This is a genomic window from Paraburkholderia nodosa, from assembly GCF_001718195.1.
GTDB classification, from domain to species: Bacteria; Pseudomonadota; Gammaproteobacteria; order Burkholderiales; family Burkholderiaceae; genus Paraburkholderia; species Paraburkholderia nodosa_A.
This window is the reverse complement of sequence record NZ_MCNV01000018.1, coordinates 146,550-162,149: the sequence shown is the minus strand read 5'-3', so window position 1 is coordinate 162,149 and position 15,600 is coordinate 146,550. Positions and strand designations below refer to the sequence as shown.

The window sequence follows — 15,600 nt, the reverse complement described above, 5'->3', positions numbered from 1 at the left end:
CACACTATGTGTGTTGTGCCTGAAACAACACAACCCCAATTCAGCATCACCCTCTTTACGCTTCTTCCCGATTGGCTGTGGCGCGAACACAAAGCGCGACGCAGCAACCCGTCAAGCCTGATGACCATAGCGAGCTGGTCCCACCCCTTCCCATCCCGAACAGGACCGTGAAACAGCTCCACGCCGATGATAGTGCGGATTGCCCGTGTGAAAGTAGGTAATCGTCAGGCTCCTTATGCTGTAACGTCCAGAACCCCGGTGTCTCCGAAAGAGAACCGGGGTTCTGGCGTTTGGGCGCATTAAAATCGCAGCTCGTCAATTCAAGGCGCCAGCCAGGTTCCGCGCCATTCCCCTTCTTCAAACACCAGACTGGCGCGCCTATGCCCTGCGGGATTCAGATCGAGGTAGTCAATGCTCGATACGGTCACATCAATCAGACAGAAGTTTTCGAATCCCGCCGATGAGTTGGGATCCTCGGCGAGCGTCGTTGCATGCGCTTCGGCGGGAGACGCAACCGGTGTCGCGGGCGCAAGCGGCGTGCGATAGACGATCAACGTCCGAGGTCTGCTCGAGTCCCAGACAGCTCTCGTATCCGAGGGCGTCTCGACGATTCTCGCAACGCCGTGCAGCCTTATCTGGATGCCGCCGTCGAGATCGCAGCCGACGAGCGATACGCGCCGGTCGCGCCGCAATTCAGACACCTTTGTAGACCGCACGTCGGTATGAAACATGACTGAGCGCCGCTCGCGAGAGACACGGCGCAACACGACCGTCCGCACGGCAGGCGCACCGTCCAGCGCAATCGTCGCGACCTGCAGCATCGTGAAGGGCGAGCGCTCATTGCCCGCGTTTGCGCCCGCGTTCAGGCGTGCCCAGACCTCGTCGACGATCTGATCCATATCTGCCGCGCTACAGAGCACGCACGATGCCGCCGTCGACACGGATGTTTTGCCCCGTGATGTACCCCGCGGCATCCGACAACAGGAACGCGACCGTTTGTGCGATCTCCTGTGTCTTCCCGAATCGGCCAACCGGAATGCGGGCAACAATCTCGGGCGTTTCGGGCCAGCTGTCGATAAACCCCGGCAGCACGGAGTTGATTCGAATATTGTCCTTCGCGTAGCGGTCGGCATAAAGGCGCGTGAACGAACTCAACGCGGCGCGCAGCGCGGAAGAAACGGGCATGGCCTGCTCGGGCGCATCGGCGGCGAAGCTCGAGATATTCACCACCGCGCCGCCGCGTTGCTCGAGAAACGCAGGGGTCACGCGACGCAACACGCGAACGACGTTGAGCAGGATGAGATCGAGCCCGAGGTGCCACTGTTCGTCTGCAACAGAAAGCAGATCCCCCTTCGGCGGATGCCCCGTGTTGTTCACCACAGCGTCGATGCGGCCATATTTTTCGAGCGTTTCGCGGACGAACCGGTCGATACAGTCCGGCTCGGTCACCGAGCCGGTAAAGCCGAATCCGCCAAGCTCTCTCGCCAGTTCGGCCGCACTGCCGGAGGGTGACATCAAGGCCAGACGGTAGCCGCTGGCTGCCAGTTCGCGCGCGATCGCCGCGCCCATACCCTTGCCGGCCGCCGTGACGAGTGCGACTTTTTCTACTGCCATCGTGCTCTCTCCTTGAATTGGATTCAGCGCGTCAGAACTGCGCCGTATGGGAAATCGTCCAGAAACTGTATGGCGTTATGATTGGATTGTCGAATGATGTTTCTTATAGTCTGACAATAAAATTCTTCAGGTCCGATGGCGTGGATATCGCGGTGCGGCTCGGCAAGCCGCCGTTCGCGAAAGGCCTCGTCAGCGACCCGCTATTTCCGCTGCAGGTATTCGGCGTAGCCAGCCCGCAACTGCTCAAGCCCGATCACCCGGTGCACACGATCTCGGACCTGCAAAACTATGTGCTGCTCCACGACTGTCATGATCTGTGGCCGGAATATTTCAACGCCCTCGGTTGCACAAATGATGTGGGCGAGCTGAAAGGGCCGCACTTCAGTCAATCGTCGCTCGCCATCGATGTCACCATTGCGGGGCAGGGCATTGCACTCACGAGCGAACATCTCGTCGAGCGCGATATAAGCGCGTTGAACCGGGCATTCGCAGTCAGCAAGTTCTGCGCCACCGTCCGCATTGCAGTGCAGCGCCTCGCCGTGAGACAGCGCGTGCGCACGCATTCATCGTTCGATCACCTTGCCGGTGCATAATGACTGAACCGCCGATGCAGTCGATGACTATCCGCCAAGGAGTTCGTCATGCTAGCGAGGAACGAAGAATTCGTCGCCCATCTGCTCTCCGACGTCATGGAATTTGCGCGGGCGCGCTTGCCCGAGCCGACGTTCCAGACCGTCGAGCCTTTCCTGCGGCACTACTACGATTTCGCCGACGCGGAGGATCTGCGCAGCCGCAGCATCGCCGACCTCTACGGCGCCGCCATGGCGCACTGGCGAACCGCGCAGCGCTTTGTACCGGGCAGCGAGCGCATGCAGGTCTACAACCCGATCCTCGAACAGCACGGTTGGCATTCGGACCATACGGTCATCGAAATCGTGAACGACGACATGCCATTTCTCGTCGATTCGGTTTCCATGGCCGTCAACCGTCTGGGGCTCGCGCTGCATTCCGCGCTGCACCCCGTATTCCGGATCTGGCGCGGCAAGGACGGGACGATCGAGCGAGTAGACGAAGGCGGTGCTAGCGCCGGCGACGGGCAATCACAACTCGCCTCGTTCATCCATTTCGAAGTAGACCGCTGCGGCGATGCAGCAAAGCTCGACGAACTGCGCAGCGACATCGCCAAGGTGCTTGGCGACGTGCGGGCGTCGGTAGAAGATTGGCCGAACCTGCTCGAGGCCGCGCGCACCACCATCAAGACGATGAAAGCGCGCGAAACGAGCGCAGAGGACATCGAAGCGCGCGCGTTTCTCGATTGGATGGTGGCCGACCATTTCACTTTCCTCGGCCAGCGCGATTACGCGCTGGTCGCGCATGACGGCGGCTACGCCCTGCGTGGCGTGGAAGGCTCGGGCCTCGGCATTCTGCGCGAATCGCTGCGCGCGCCGGGCACGCCGGACATCACGCCGTTGCCGCCCGCGGCCGTCGACATCATCAGCGGCGCATGGCCCATTTTCCTGACGAAAGCGAACTCGCGCGCCACCGTACACCGGCCAGGCTATCTGGACTACGTTGGGGTGAAGCTAGTCGGCGCGGATGGCAAGGTGTGCGGCGAGCGCCGCTTCGTCGGCCTCTACACCTCGACCGCCTATATGGTCTCCACCGCCGAAATCCCGATCGTGCGGCGCAAATGCGCGAATATCGTGCAGCGCGCGGGCTTTCTGCCGAAAGGCCATCTGGGCAAATCGCTGGTGACGGTGCTGGAAACCTATCCGCGGGATGAACTGCTGCAGGCGAGCGAAGACGAGCTTTTCGACATCGCGCTCGGTGTGCTGCGCTTGCAGGAACACCAGCGCACGCGGCTATTCGTGCGGCGCGACCGCTTCAACCGCTTCGTTTCCTGCCTCGTATACGTCTCGCGCGACAAGTACAACACCGATCTGCGGCGGCGGATTGCAAACCTGCTCGTGGACGCCTTCAACGGCGTTTCCGTGGAGTTCACGCCGCTGCTTTCGGAGTCGGCAATCGCACGGATTCATTTCGTCGTGCACGCCGAACCCGGCTCGATGCCCGAAGTCGACACGCACGAACTCGAAGCGCGGCTCGTGCAGGTCACGCGCCGCTGGCAGGACGATCTGGCCGATGCGTTGCTCGACGCATTCGGCGAAGAGCAGGGCACGAGTCTCTTGCATCGCTACGCCGATTCGTTCCCGCCGGGCTATCGCGACGATTATCCGGCGCGCACGGCGGTACGCGATATCGAGCTGATCGAGCGCGTGCAGGGAACGCAGCGCATCGCGATGAATCTGTACCGGCCTATCGAGGCGGGCCCACGTACGTTCCGCTTCAAGGTTTATTGCACGGGCGAAGCGATCGCGCTCTCGCGCAGCCTGCCGATGCTGGAACACCTCGGCGTGCGTGTGGATGAAGAGCGGCCCTATGTGATCGAGGCGCCTTCTTGCGCGCCTGCTTGGGTCCACGATTTCGGCCTCGAACTCGCGGACGACGCCGAATTTGACATCGAGCGCGTGAAGGGCCTGTTCGAAGACGCATTCGAAAGCGTCTGGAACGCACGCATCGAAAATGACGATTTCAACCGGCTCGTGCTGCGCGCCTATCTGAGCGCGCGCGAAGTGACGATCCTGCGTGCCTATGCGAAGTACCTTCGCCAGGTGGGTTCGACATTCAGCGACGCCTATATCGAGCGTGCGCTAACCGGCAATCCGGCGATCGCCCGGCAGTTCGTCGAACTGTTCGTACTCCGGTTCGATCCGCGCGATTCACAGGCACGGGAAGAGCGCACGGCACTCATGCTCAAGGCCATTGATAGCGCGCTCGACCAGGTGCCCAATCTCGACGAAGACCGCATCCTGCGGCAGTTCCTCGGCGTGATCAATGCGACGGTGCGCACCAACTATTTCCGCCGCGAAGCCAATGGCGCAGAGCGGCCCTCGCTCTCGTTCAAATTCGACCCTTCGAAAGTGCCTGGCCTGCCCGAACCCAAGCCCATGTTCGAGATCTGGGTTTATTCGCCGCGCGTGGAGGGTGTGCACTTGCGCGGCGGGCGTGTCGCTCGTGGCGGCCTGCGCTGGTCGGATCGCCGCGAAGACTTCCGCACCGAAGTGCTGGGCCTCATGAAAGCCCAGATGGTGAAGAACGTCGTGATCGTGCCGGTGGGATCGAAGGGCGGCTTTGTCGTGAAGAACCCGCCGCCGGCGAGCGACCGCGAAGCATGGATGCGCGAGGGCGTGGCGTGCTATCAGACCTTCCTGCGCGGCCTGCTCGATCTTACCGACAATCTCGTGAACAACGCGATCGTGCCGCCGCCCGATGTCGTGCGCCACGATCCCGACGACCCCTACCTCGTCGTGGCCGCCGACAAGGGCACCGCCACGTTCTCCGACTACGCGAACGCGATATCCGCCGAATACGGATTCTGGCTCGACGATGCATTTGCCTCGGGCGGGTCCGTGGGCTACGACCACAAAAAGATGGCGATCACGGCGCGCGGCGCGTGGGAGTCGGTCAAGCGGCATTTCCGCGAAATGGGCGTGGATACGCAGGCCACCGATTTCACCGTGGTCGGCGTTGGCGACATGTCGGGCGACGTGTTCGGCAACGGAATGCTGCTCTCGCCGCATATCAAGCTCGTCGCAGCTTTCGATCACCGCCATATTTTCCTCGACCCGAATCCCGATCCGGCCGTGAGCCTTGCCGAGCGCGCGCGGCTCTTCGCGCTCGAACGCTCGAGCTGGGCCGACTACGACCCGGCTACGATATCGGCGGGCGGCGGCGTGTTCGCGCGCACCATGAAGACGATCCCGCTTTCGGCGGCGGTGCGCACGGCACTCGGCATCGAGGCGGCGGCGCTTTCGCCAACCGAGTTGATTCGCGCGATCCTGCTGGCGAAGGTCGACCTGCTCTATAACGGCGGCATTGGCACTTATGTGAAATCCGCGCGCGAGACCAACGCACAAGTCGGCGACAAAGCCAACGACGCGGTGCGCGTGAACGGCTCGGAACTGCGCTGCAAGGTCGTGGGCGAGGGCGGCAATCTCGGCGTCACGCAGCTCGGGCGCATCGAATTCGCGCAGCATGGCGGCCACATCAACACGGATGCGATCGATAACTCGGCAGGTGTAGATTGTTCGGACCACGAAGTCAACATCAAGATTCTGCTCGGACTCGTGGTAGCCGACGGCGAGATGACGACGAAACAGCGCAACGCGTTGCTCGCGGAGATGACCGACGAAGTCGGACTGCTGGTGCTGAGCGACAACTACTACCAGACTCAGGCGCTTTCGATCGCGGGCCGCTACGCCGTGGAGCTGCTCGATGCCGAATCGCGCCTCATGCGCTGGCTCGAACGCGCAGGACGTCTAAATCGCCATATCGAATTCCTGCCGACCGACGATGAAATCGCCGAACGCCAGGCCGCGAAACTCGGGCTCACGTCGCCGGAGCGCGCCGTGCTGCTCGCCTACAGCAAGATGTGGCTCTACGACGCGCTGCTCGATTCATCGGTGCCGGAAGACCCGCTCGTCGCGGACTTGCTGATCGACTACTTCCCGCAGCCACTGCAGCAGCGCTTTAGCGAACCCATGCATCGGCATCCGCTGCGGCGTGAAATTCTGGCGACGCATTTGACGAACGCGCTCGTGAACCGCGTGGGCTGCGCATTCGTGCACCGTTTGATGGAGGAAACCGACGCGCAGCCCGGCGAAATCGTGCGCGCGTGCATCATGGCGCGCGACGTATTTGGTCTGAACGATATCTGGCGCGCCATCGACGCGCTCGACAACCGCGTGCCCGACGACGTGCAGGCGCGCATGTTCGTCGACATCGCACGGCTGCTCGAACGCGCGGCGCTATGGTTCCTGCGGCATCTGCAGGCAGGCTCGGTGGACAACGATGGTGTGAGCACGCTGCTGGCACGCTGCCGCGACGCCGCTCAGCGCCTCGCGCCGCAATTGCCGACGCTGCTGCCCGACCCGGATCTCGAAGCGCTTTCGGCACGCCAGGGAGAACTCGTGAAGGCGGGCGTCGAAAATGCGCTCGCGCTGCGCGTGGCGAGTGGAGATATTTCGGTAGCACTGCTGGACATCGCGGATGTAGCGGCGGCGTGCGACCGTCCTCTTGAGCGCGTTGCGGCGGCGTACTTCGCTTTGGGTACGCGGCTCAATTACAGCTGGATTGGCGAGCGTGCGGCGACGCTGCCTACGCCGACGCATTGGGACACCATGGCGCGCGCGGCTGCGCTCGCCGAGGTGGCGCACCTCAAGCGCGCGCTCACCACGAGCGTGCTTGCACAAGGCTCCGAAACCGCGGACGCACAAACGCTCGTCGACGCATGGTGCGCTCAGCACGAGGCGGCGCTCGAGCGTTATGGGCAGTTGCTTACGGAACTGCGTGCTTCGAGCGGCGTGAGTCTTTCTGTGCTGCTCGTGATCGTGAGGGCGATGGCGGCGCTCGAAAGGACTTGAAGACTCGAACGATGACGGCGGTGCAAGCGGCTTACGCGGCGGCCGCTTCGGTCACCGCCTGCGTGCTCGCCACGGCCGCCGCATGCTCGCGAATCAGACGATAGACCGTCTCGCCGGGCACCGTCTCCGCCTCGAGCAACTGGTCGGCGATCGCGCGCAGCACCGGCTCGTTCGCACGCAGCAACGCGAAGCACGCGTCGTTGAGTTCGTGCAGCAGTGCGTTCGCGTGCTCGATCGCGCTCTTCAACTGCAAGCCCGCGACCTGCTGCGGCAGCGCCGCGAGGCTGAACAGATTGCCATCCGCATTGAAGCCGTGCTTCGACACCATGTCGAGGCTGATGCGCGAGGCCTCCTGCAAATCCTGCGCCGCGCCGCTCGACGCTTCGCCGAACATGAGCAGTTCCGCGTTGCGCCCGCCCAGCAGCACCTGGATTTCGTTACGCATTTCCGTTTCGCGATACAGGTACTTGTCCTGCATTTTCGTGATCAGCGCCACGCCCAACGCGCCGCCACGCGGCAAAATCGTCACTTCTTCGAGCACGCCGGTGCCGAGGAGGGCGGCGACGAGTCCATGTCCTGCTTCATGGATCGCAATGCGTGTGCGTTCGTCGTCCGAAAGCGCGCGCTCCGCGCCGTTGACGTCGCCAATGCGTGCAATCTTGATGGCCTCGAGAAAATGCACCGCGGCCACTTGCCGCTTGCCGGCCTTGCGCGCGACGAGACCCGCTTGATTCACGATCATCGAGAGCGTGGCCGGGGAAAGGCCCGTGGTCAGCCGTGCGAGCTGGTTGAAATCGAGGTCGTTGGCTTTCGACTTCAGATTGGCGGCGTAGAAGCGCAGAATTTCTGCGCGATCCTCCAGGTCGGGCAAACGCACCTGCACCGTGCGGTCGAAGCGGCCAGGGCGGCGCAGCGCTTCGTCGAGATTGTCCGGGTGATTGGTCGCGGCGACGATGATCACGCCTTCGTTCGACTCGAACCCGTCCATCTCCGCGAGCAGCTGGTTGATGATGCGGTTGCTTTCCGCTTCGACCGGGCCGCCGCCCGTATCGGTGCGCTTGCCCAGGCCGTCCGCCTCGTCGATGAAGATGACCGTCGGCGCGTTCTTGCGCGCGAGCTCAAACAGGCGCTTGACCTTCTGAATGCCCACACCGTAATACTTCGCGCTGAAATAGCTGCCCGTGATGGCGATGAAATTCGCGCCGCATTCGCCTGCAAGCGCCTGCGCGAGACGCGTCTTGCCGACGCCCGGGCCGCCTGTCATGAGCACGCCGCATGGCGCGCGCACGCCCATGCCCGTGAACTGCGCGGGCTCGGTGAGCCACGCGCGCACGTCGGCGAGCGCGGCTTTCGCCTCGCCTGCGCCGATCACGTCGTCGAAGCGCAAAGTCGGCGATTCGCCGAGCAATTGCGCGCCGCCGCCCATTTCGCGGCGCATGAACCACAGCAGGCCGCCTAGCATCAGCACGGGGAGTAGCAGACTGAACGCGTCGCGCACACGGTCGAGGGCTTCTGTCCAGCGCTCGGCGCCGATGCGCACATCGGCGTGCGGCAGCCAGACGAGTTGCCAGGGCGGCGTCGCGCCCGGTTTCAGATCGCCGAGCAGCAGGGCGTTCGCGAACGCGCCATTGTGATCGGCCACATAATACTTTTCGCCCTTGATCGTCGAGACGAGAATTGCTTCGCGGCTCACGCCAATTGCGGCGACATCGCGGTCGCGAATATCGCGCAGCAATTCCGAGGCATCCTTCTCGCGCTTCGTCCATGGCGATGCGTCATGCCGCATCGCGCTGGCGACACCCGTAAGCGCAGCCGGCTGGGACTGCGCAAGATTCGCTTGATGGCGCCAGTAGAAAAAGCCAGACGCCGCCGCGAGCGCCGCCGCGCATACACCCAACGCCGCGTATCGGCCAAAGCGTGACCACCGCGAATTCCTTGCCGGTTTCATGAATCCTTTCCTGCCTGGCGCCGCCGTGACGACGCCAGATAATCTATCGTGGGACTGGAGGCGCTCGAACGTCTCGCCTTGCGTAGTCCATGGATAGTCAGGAATACGAAAACGACCCTTTTAATCGCGCTGCTCCAATAGGATTATGCCTGCGTTAGGCGGCCCGCGAAAAAGGGGATTGACGGATAAATACCTTTTAATCCGGTGATTTAGCCTGGCTGCGTGGTTTCTTAGGGGGCGCGAACGGCGATGTACGCCTGTGTGGCGTGCTTCGCCATGCGGTCGGACCGCGGGCAGAATAAAGATAAATGGGGCGAGCGTCGCTATTCGTTCGCTCGCTGCGCAACGTGGGCTATCCGGTCCCGCACAACACCGATCGCCTGCTTGAGCGCGTAGACGTCCTGAAAATAGCGGTACGGAATGCGTATCCGGCTCGCGTTTGCGTCGATGTTTTCGATTTCTTCGCTCCATTGCGCGATCTGCGAGGGGCTCGGCTCGCTGTTGCTCCACACTTCGTCTTCGAGTGCCTTGATTTCGCGGTACCAGACGACGAGCCGTTTTTTCATCCGTGCTTCGAGCAACCGCGGCAATGCCTGAAGCAAGCCAATCAGGAGCGCCGCGAACGGCACGAGGATCAACAGCCGTCGTTCGATCACGCTCGCGAGCCAGAACGGCAGATAGCGGTACAGGAACGGCTGGCCGGATTTGAAGTAGCGGACGCTTTCGTCGGAGAGCGGGAATTCTTCCGTCTTCAGGTTAGGGAAGGTGCCGAGCGGCGTGAAGTAATCTTCGCCACCGTGAACGGAGTGAGCCGCGTCGAGCAGCAGATAGACGAGCGCCGGATGCAGCGTGTCTTTCGAGACCAGCAGCGCCGTTGCCGCGAGCAGCGTGACGTCGGTGCGCGGCAGATCATCGGCGACACTCGTCGACGCGCGGGGCAAGACGATCTTCGAAAGCGATGGGAACTTCTGAACCAGCGCGTCTGCCTGGGCGAAACTCATCAGTTTGAGATCGCTGTTCAGCAGGATCTTCTGCATCTCGGCGTCGGGCCGGCCGATGAAGAAAGCCGCGTCGATCTGACCGCTTTCGAGCCCTTGATACGCTGCCGGCGCATCCATTTGCAGCAGGGTGGAGTTCTGGCTCGTGATGCCGCTGTAGCCGAGCAATACCTGCGCGACATTGAGCAGGCCACTGCCGGGCACGCCCGTCGAAATCTTCTTGCCACGAAGCTGCGACAGCCGGTCGACCGTCGTGTCGCCGCGATAGAACACCCAGATCGGTTCGTACGACACGGCAGCGATCGTCTGCAGACCGTCGGTCTCCTTCGGGTTGGTGGTACCCGACTGGATGAAACCGACTTCATAGGCGCTGTTCGGGTCTCTCAACCGCTCATAATTCTCCACCGCGCCGGAGGAACTGCGGATATCGAGCTTGATGCCCGCACGCTTCAGGATGGGCGCATAGCGATCCGCAAAGCCACGATAGATGCCGTTGTCAGCGCCGCTGGTCATGACGATGGTGCGTTGGAACGCGGGTGCGGCCACGATCGCCACCACCCAGCCAAACGCAGCCAACAAAATGATTACGCCGACGATCAGGAAGCGCCGCCTCGCCCTGGTCATGGGTGCTGTCTGGCTGCGATGCAGTGCCGGATTGTGTCGGGGCATCGTTATGTACGCCTCCAGGATGCAACGCAGCAAGGATCGCGGTGCGTCGTGGCTCGCTCTGATCGTTATGCTGAGCTTATTGCCGTTGCCGCTCGGGGTGAGTATGCCACGGCGAGGGAATCTACCTTCGCATCGAGGACGCAGCGTTTGCGGGCAGGCTTGCCGGTGTACCCTTCCTGTCTGGTGATCGGTAATCGCGGATCAAAGATATAGGTCGTAGTGCAAATTAATATTGGAAGCGATGGATTCGCCTTTTTACTTGACATACCTTCATGGCGTTTACTTGGCTCCGTCACATCGACCCACCGAGCCAAAGCGCGACGCCAAAGGCTGACCGGATCGATTCGCACTGAAATTTCCCGGGCGGCGCCTGAGCTGGCATCCCCTTCGCCGATCAGTCGCCGCTGTCGCTCGAAGCGTCGATCGCGTTCAGCAAATGACGCAGTGCATGGCCTGCAGCGACGGACTCTTCCGGATCGAGCATCGCCGTCAGCGCGTTCAGCCGGCCGACCCGCTCGTCCAGTGCACGATCGATGCACGCCAGGCCTTCTTCCGTCAGTTCCACTTCGAGCCGCCGGCGGTCATTCGGATCGGGCAGACGGCGCACCAGGCCCTTGTCTTCCAGCCGGTCCAGCAGCACGGTCATCGTGCCGGTCGTAAGGATGGCGATGCGGCTCAGGTCCGACGGGGATGCCGTTTTGGGGTAGCGCCGACGCAGCGCCGCCAGCACCTGGAACTGGCCCGAGGTGATGCCGTGCGCCTGGGAAAGCTTGATCAGCTCTCGCTCCAGCACGCCGCCCAGACGGATCACTCTGATCAGCATGTCGGCGTGTTGCAGATCCAGGTCAGGGCGCGCCGTACGCCATTCGGCGAGAAATTGGTCCACATAGTCAAGGGTAGTCATACGCGAATTTTACTTGGCTCCAAATAACTTCGCAATTGATTGCTTGACATCAAGATACTCGATGACTAGTATTCGCTCATGGTCTGACCGGGGACAACAACCGGCCGACATCAGAAAGACAATGAAATGGGCGAGACACGACATGGCTTTTGATTCCTCGTGCGGGTTTCCTGCGCAACCGGGCGATAGCGCCGCAATCTCTGGCGGCTCGGTTCGAGCGGCCTTTGACGCAACGTCGGACCGCTATCCGGCGCATCCTTTTCTCCACATTCCCGCGCAAGCAACGGCGGGGTACGGGGGGCAAGCGGTGGACTGGGAATACGGCGAAGCAGCCGTTCGCGTGCAGGCGCTGGAGGCCGATTTCCGCGAAGCTGGCCTGACGCGCGGCCATCGCGTCGCCGTGATGCTCGACAACCGCGCCGAGTTCTTCCTGTGCTGGCTGGCGCTCAACGGCATCGGCGTGTCGATCGTGCCGCTCAACGCAGAGCACAGCGCTGCGGAGATGGCGCATGTGCTGCGCGACAGCGCGGCCGTGATGGTGGTCACGCTGGAAAGACGAAGGGCGGCACTGGAACCCGCACTGCACCTCGCACTGGCCGGCACCGACAGGGCATTGCCGCCGGTTTGCTGCCTCGGCGACGACGCGCCCCGGGTGCCGGTGCTGCCCGGCACGTTCGCAGCCAGCACGGACGAGTGTGCGTTGGTCTATACCTCGGGCAGCACCGGTTTGCCGAAGGGCTGCATGCTCTCGAATGCCTACATGCTGTCGTTCGGCCGCTGGTACCTGTCGCTCGGCGGCCTGTGCACGATCGAGCCCGGTGCCGAACGCCTGATCACACCGTTGCCGCTGGTGCATATGAACGCGCTGGCCTGCTCATCGATGGCGATGATCCTGAGCGGCGGTTGCATCATTCAGCTTGACCGTTTCCACCCCGGCACCTGGGCGCAGACCGTCGCTCAGAGCGGCGCCAGGCACTCGAATGGTACGACTTCTTTCTATATGGCACGGCCGCGGCGCTGATCTTCGGCAAGCTGTTCTTCCCGATCGGCACGGACCCGCTGGTGGGCACGCTGGCGGCCTTCGGCGGCTTCGCGGTGGGGTTCGTCGCGCGCCCGCTCGGCGGCGTGATCTGCGGTCACGTGGGCGACCGCTACGGCCGCAAGCTGGTTCTGGTGCTGACGCTGGTCGTGATGGGGCTTGCCACCGCCCTGATGGGCCTCATGGGCATGCTGCAGTTGCTGGATGACACCGCGCGGGCGCAAGCGCTGTGCGCCTTCGCCGACTCTACGGCCCGGCACGGCAAGCGCAGCATTCTCGCCTATCTCGACGGCCTGCCCGGCCGCGGGGCGGGCGACGGCAATGCGCTGCTCGATCTGATCTGCGAAACGTCGCCCGCGCTTGGCTGGGGGCGGTGGGACTTCGAGCGCAGCGGCGATGGTCTGGTTCTCAATGTTTTCAACAGCCCCTTTGCCGCGGGCTACGGGTCGGCGGCCCAGCCGGTCTGCGCGCCGATCGCAGGCATGTTCCGCACCGTCGCCGCGATTGTGTTGGGGCAACCGGTGCGGGTGCAGGAAACCGTGTGCGCCGCCGTGCACCCACATGCCACTTGCCGTTTTGTCGCGCGCCCGGCACTGGCGAGCAACGAGGAAGGAGACTTGACATGACCCGCTACCGGGACGATGCCGGCGCCATCCGCGCGCTGGTGCAGGAAGACCGCGTGCACCGCGACGTCTACCTCAGCGAGGAATTGTTCCGCCTCGAGCAGGAACGCTTGTTCCAGCGCAGCTGGAATTACGTCGGCCACGAAAGCCAGGTGCCCGAACCGGGCGACTACTACACCACGGAGATCGCCGGCCAGCCTCTGATCCTGGTGCGCCAGCCGGACCGCAGCCTGCGGGTGCTGATGAACCGCTGTGCCCACAAAGGTGCGCGACTCGTTTGCCAGGTGCAAGGCAACACCGGCAAATTCTTTCGTTGTCCATACCACGCGTGGGCCTACAAGACCGATGGCGCCTTGCTGGCCGTGCCGCTGAAGACTGGCTATGAACACACCCGCATGCACGCCTGCGAGTCCGGAGCTGGCCTGGTGGCGCCACGCATGGCGGTGCATCGCGGTTTCGTCTTCACTTGTTTGTCGGCGGACGGCCCGGAGTTTTTGGATTACCTCGGTCCCGTGCTGACGGTGCTCGACAGCCTCGCCGACCGCTCCCCCATGGGCGAACTGCAAATTGCCGGCGGCTGCCTGCGCAGCGTGATGCGGTGCAACTGGAAGATGTACCTCGAGAACGTCAATGATTCGGTGCACCCGGTTTCCACGCACGAGTCGGTCTCGGCGACGGCCAGGTCCGTGCAGGACACTCAGCCGGCCGATGCGCCGGAGTCGATAGCCCTGCAGCAACTGCTGCCATTCGGCTCGGGCTATGACTTCTTCACGAGAACTGGCGCGCGTATCTATCCGAACGGGCACAGCGTGCTGGGGATCCACGCCAGCATCCATTCGGGATATGACATGCCGGAGGATTACCGGCAGGCGCTGGAGGCGGCCCATGGCGCGCAGCGAACAGCTGAAATTCTCGGCTTCGCGCCGCAGAACGTGGTCCTGTTTCCGTCACTCGCGCTCAAGGGATCGCCGCAGACGCTGCGTGTGATCAAGCCGCTGGGCGTGGACCGTACGCTGGTCGAGGTCTGGGCGCTGGCACCCAAAGGAGCGCCGCAGGTGCTACTGGAGCGCACGCTGACCTACAACCGGCTGACGTTCTCGCCGATGTCGGTGGTGGCACATGACGACATCCATATTTTCGAGGGCGTCCAGAGATCGCTAGCCGCCCAGGGCAATCCATGGATCAGCCTGCACCGTGAGTACCGCGACGGCGAACAGCTGGAGCCGGAGCAGGAGGTGAGCGGCACTAACGAACTGCTGATGCGCAACCAGTTCCGCGCGTGGGCGACGCTGATGACGGCGGATGCGAAAGGAGCATCGGCATGACTGGCTCCGACGCAACGATCGAACTGGTGGTCGACGAAGTGATTCCGCTGACCGGCACCATCACCGAGTTCCGTCTGCGGGATCCGGCGGGCAGGGCGCTGCCGGGGTACACCGCGGGCGCCCATCTGCGCGTGCGGGTCGCGCCTGGCGGCACCGCGGACTGGCGGCATTACTCGTTGATCAACGGCACGGTGGGCGCCACGCTGGCGCCTGAGGTCTACCGCATCGCCGTGCGGCGCGAAGACAATGGTCTGGGCGGCTCTCGCTGGATGCACACCATGCTGAAGCCTGGCAGCCGGTTGCTGACCAGCCAGCCGCGCAACGCCTTTGTGCTCGACGTGGATGCCGAAGACGCCGTGCTGATTGCCGGTGGCATCGGGGTCACGCCCATTGTGTCGATGGCGGCCGCGTTGGCGGGCGCCGGGCGGCGCTACCGCGTGCACTACAGCGCCCGCGACACCCGCCAGCTGGCATTTGCGCAGGAACTGCGCGGCATCGCCGGCGCGCACCTATCGCTTTACGCCGACGAGGGCGTACTGCCGGTGCTGGATATCGCGGCACTGTTGCAAGGCTTGCGTCCCGGCCAGCCCCTCTACGTCTGTGGCCCGGCGGGGATGATCGACGCGGTGCTGGCCCAGGCGTACGCGCGCGGGTGGGCTCGTGAGGACATTCACTTCGAGCGGTTTGCCGCGCCGCCTGCCGCGGCGTCCGACACCGGCTTTGAAGTCGAGCTGCGCCAGTCGGGTCGCACGCTCACGGTGGCGGCCGGGGAATCGATTCTTGACGCCATGCTGGAGGCGGGCCTCGACCCGCTTTACGACTGCAAGCGCGGTGAATGCGGGCTGTGCCGGACGACGGTGCTGGAAGGGGCACTCGATCACCGCGACTATTGCCTCAGTGAGTCGGAACGGCAGGCAGGCAATGTGATGCAAATCTGCGTGTCGCGCGCCGGCTGCGGGCGGCTGGTGCTCGATGCATGAAGGGGAGCGGGAACATC

The 15,600-nt window shown here is 63.4% G+C and carries 11 protein-coding genes and 1 rRNA gene; 7 read left to right on the top strand and 5 right to left on the bottom strand.

Annotated elements, in window-relative coordinates; translation table 11 throughout:
• Window positions 1–116: 116 nt before the first annotated feature.
• Window positions 117–230, top strand: a 5S ribosomal RNA gene (gene rrf, locus BFD71_RS26630).
• Between the two features lie 90 nt (window positions 231–320).
• On the opposite strand, the gene BFD71_RS26625 is transcribed toward rrf, so the two are convergent.
• Both BFD71_RS26625 and BFD71_RS26620 read right to left on the bottom strand, forming a co-directional pair.
• Window positions 321–899: a pyridoxamine 5'-phosphate oxidase family protein gene (locus BFD71_RS26625; protein WP_069267305.1), complete on the bottom strand. Its 579-nt coding sequence runs from the start codon at window positions 897–899 to the stop codon at window positions 321–323.
• Between the two features lie 10 nt (window positions 900–909).
• Complete coding sequence (locus BFD71_RS26620) at window positions 910–1,614, bottom strand: SDR family oxidoreductase (RefSeq protein WP_069267304.1); 705 nt, start codon at window positions 1,612–1,614, stop codon at window positions 910–912.
• A 17-nt stretch (window positions 1,615–1,631) separates the two neighbouring features.
• Between BFD71_RS26620 and BFD71_RS42880 the strand changes: the two genes are divergently transcribed.
• Together BFD71_RS42880 and BFD71_RS26610 are read left to right on the top strand one after the other, a co-directional pair.
• Window positions 1,632–2,207 (top strand): LysR substrate-binding domain-containing protein, encoded by a 576-nt coding sequence (locus BFD71_RS42880; RefSeq protein ID WP_370684315.1) that lies wholly within the window; start codon window positions 1,632–1,634, stop codon window positions 2,205–2,207.
• 48 nt (window positions 2,208–2,255) lie between these two features.
• Window positions 2,256–7,097 (top strand): NAD-glutamate dehydrogenase, encoded by a 4,842-nt coding sequence (locus tag BFD71_RS26610; protein ID WP_069267302.1) that lies wholly within the window; start codon window positions 2,256–2,258, stop codon window positions 7,095–7,097.
• Window positions 7,098–7,128: 31 nt separating this feature from the next.
• Here the strand turns inward: BFD71_RS26610 and BFD71_RS26605 are convergent, their stop codons facing one another.
• The 3 genes from BFD71_RS26605 to BFD71_RS26595 all read right to left on the bottom strand — a co-directional run bounded on the left by BFD71_RS26605 (window position 7,129) and on the right by BFD71_RS26595 (window position 11,616).
• Window positions 7,129–9,045 (bottom strand): AAA family ATPase, encoded by a 1,917-nt coding sequence (locus BFD71_RS26605; RefSeq protein ID WP_069267301.1) that lies wholly within the window; start codon window positions 9,043–9,045, stop codon window positions 7,129–7,131.
• A gap of 323 nt (window positions 9,046–9,368) precedes the next feature.
• Window positions 9,369–10,667: a TAXI family TRAP transporter solute-binding subunit gene (locus BFD71_RS26600; protein ID WP_069267300.1), complete on the bottom strand. Its 1,299-nt coding sequence runs from the start codon at window positions 10,665–10,667 to the stop codon at window positions 9,369–9,371.
• Between the two features lie 439 nt (window positions 10,668–11,106).
• On the bottom strand, window positions 11,107–11,616 hold the full coding sequence (locus BFD71_RS26595; protein ID WP_069267299.1) for a MarR family winged helix-turn-helix transcriptional regulator: 510 nt from the start codon (window positions 11,614–11,616) through the stop codon (window positions 11,107–11,109).
• A gap of 61 nt (window positions 11,617–11,677) precedes the next feature.
• Between BFD71_RS26595 and BFD71_RS26590 the strand changes: the two genes are divergently transcribed.
• Genes BFD71_RS26590 through BFD71_RS26575 form a run of 4 tightly spaced genes read left to right on the top strand, consistent with a single transcriptional unit; the run spans window position 11,678 to window position 15,583 of the window.
• Complete coding sequence (locus BFD71_RS26590; protein WP_083245488.1) at window positions 11,678–12,637, top strand: AMP-binding protein; 960 nt, start codon at window positions 11,678–11,680, stop codon at window positions 12,635–12,637.
• 41 nt (window positions 12,638–12,678) lie between these two features.
• On the top strand, window positions 12,679–13,281 hold the full coding sequence (locus tag BFD71_RS42305) for a V4R domain-containing protein (protein WP_069267297.1): 603 nt from the start codon (window positions 12,679–12,681) through the stop codon (window positions 13,279–13,281).
• Window positions 13,278–14,603 carry an aromatic ring-hydroxylating oxygenase subunit alpha gene (locus tag BFD71_RS26580; protein ID WP_069267296.1) on the top strand — a complete coding sequence of 442 codons (1,326 nt, stop codon included), beginning with the start codon at window positions 13,278–13,280 and terminating at the stop codon, window positions 14,601–14,603. The genes BFD71_RS42305 and BFD71_RS26580 overlap by 4 nt, the downstream gene beginning before the upstream one ends.
• On the top strand, window positions 14,600–15,583 hold the full coding sequence (locus BFD71_RS26575) for a PDR/VanB family oxidoreductase (protein ID WP_069267295.1): 984 nt from the start codon (window positions 14,600–14,602) through the stop codon (window positions 15,581–15,583). Before BFD71_RS26580 ends, BFD71_RS26575 begins: the two co-directional genes overlap by 4 nt.
• The last annotated feature ends 17 nt before the right edge of the window (window positions 15,584–15,600 follow it).

What these genes read in the sequence shown, in the direction of transcription:
- BFD71_RS26625 (WP_069267305.1), bottom strand. Translation starts at nt 899, where the DNA reads ATGGATCAGATCGTCGACGAGGTCTGGGCACGCCTGAACGCGGGCGCA.
- BFD71_RS26620 (WP_069267304.1), bottom strand. Translation starts at nt 1,614, where the DNA reads ATGGCAGTAGAAAAAGTCGCACTCGTCACGGCGGCCGGCAAGGGTATG.
- BFD71_RS26610 (WP_069267302.1), top strand. Translation starts at nt 2,256, where the DNA reads ATGCTAGCGAGGAACGAAGAATTCGTCGCCCATCTGCTCTCCGACGTC.
- BFD71_RS26605 (WP_069267301.1), bottom strand. Translation starts at nt 9,045, where the DNA reads ATGAAACCGGCAAGGAATTCGCGGTGGTCACGCTTTGGCCGATACGCG.
- BFD71_RS26600 (WP_069267300.1), bottom strand. Translation starts at nt 10,667, where the DNA reads ATGACCAGGGCGAGGCGGCGCTTCCTGATCGTCGGCGTAATCATTTTG.
- BFD71_RS26595 (WP_069267299.1), bottom strand. Translation starts at nt 11,616, where the DNA reads ATGACTACCCTTGACTATGTGGACCAATTTCTCGCCGAATGGCGTACG.
- BFD71_RS26590 (WP_083245488.1), top strand. Translation starts at nt 11,678, where the DNA reads ATGACTAGTATTCGCTCATGGTCTGACCGGGGACAACAACCGGCCGAC.
- BFD71_RS26580 (WP_069267296.1), top strand. Translation starts at nt 13,278, where the DNA reads ATGACCCGCTACCGGGACGATGCCGGCGCCATCCGCGCGCTGGTGCAG.
- BFD71_RS26575 (WP_069267295.1), top strand. Translation starts at nt 14,600, where the DNA reads ATGACTGGCTCCGACGCAACGATCGAACTGGTGGTCGACGAAGTGATT.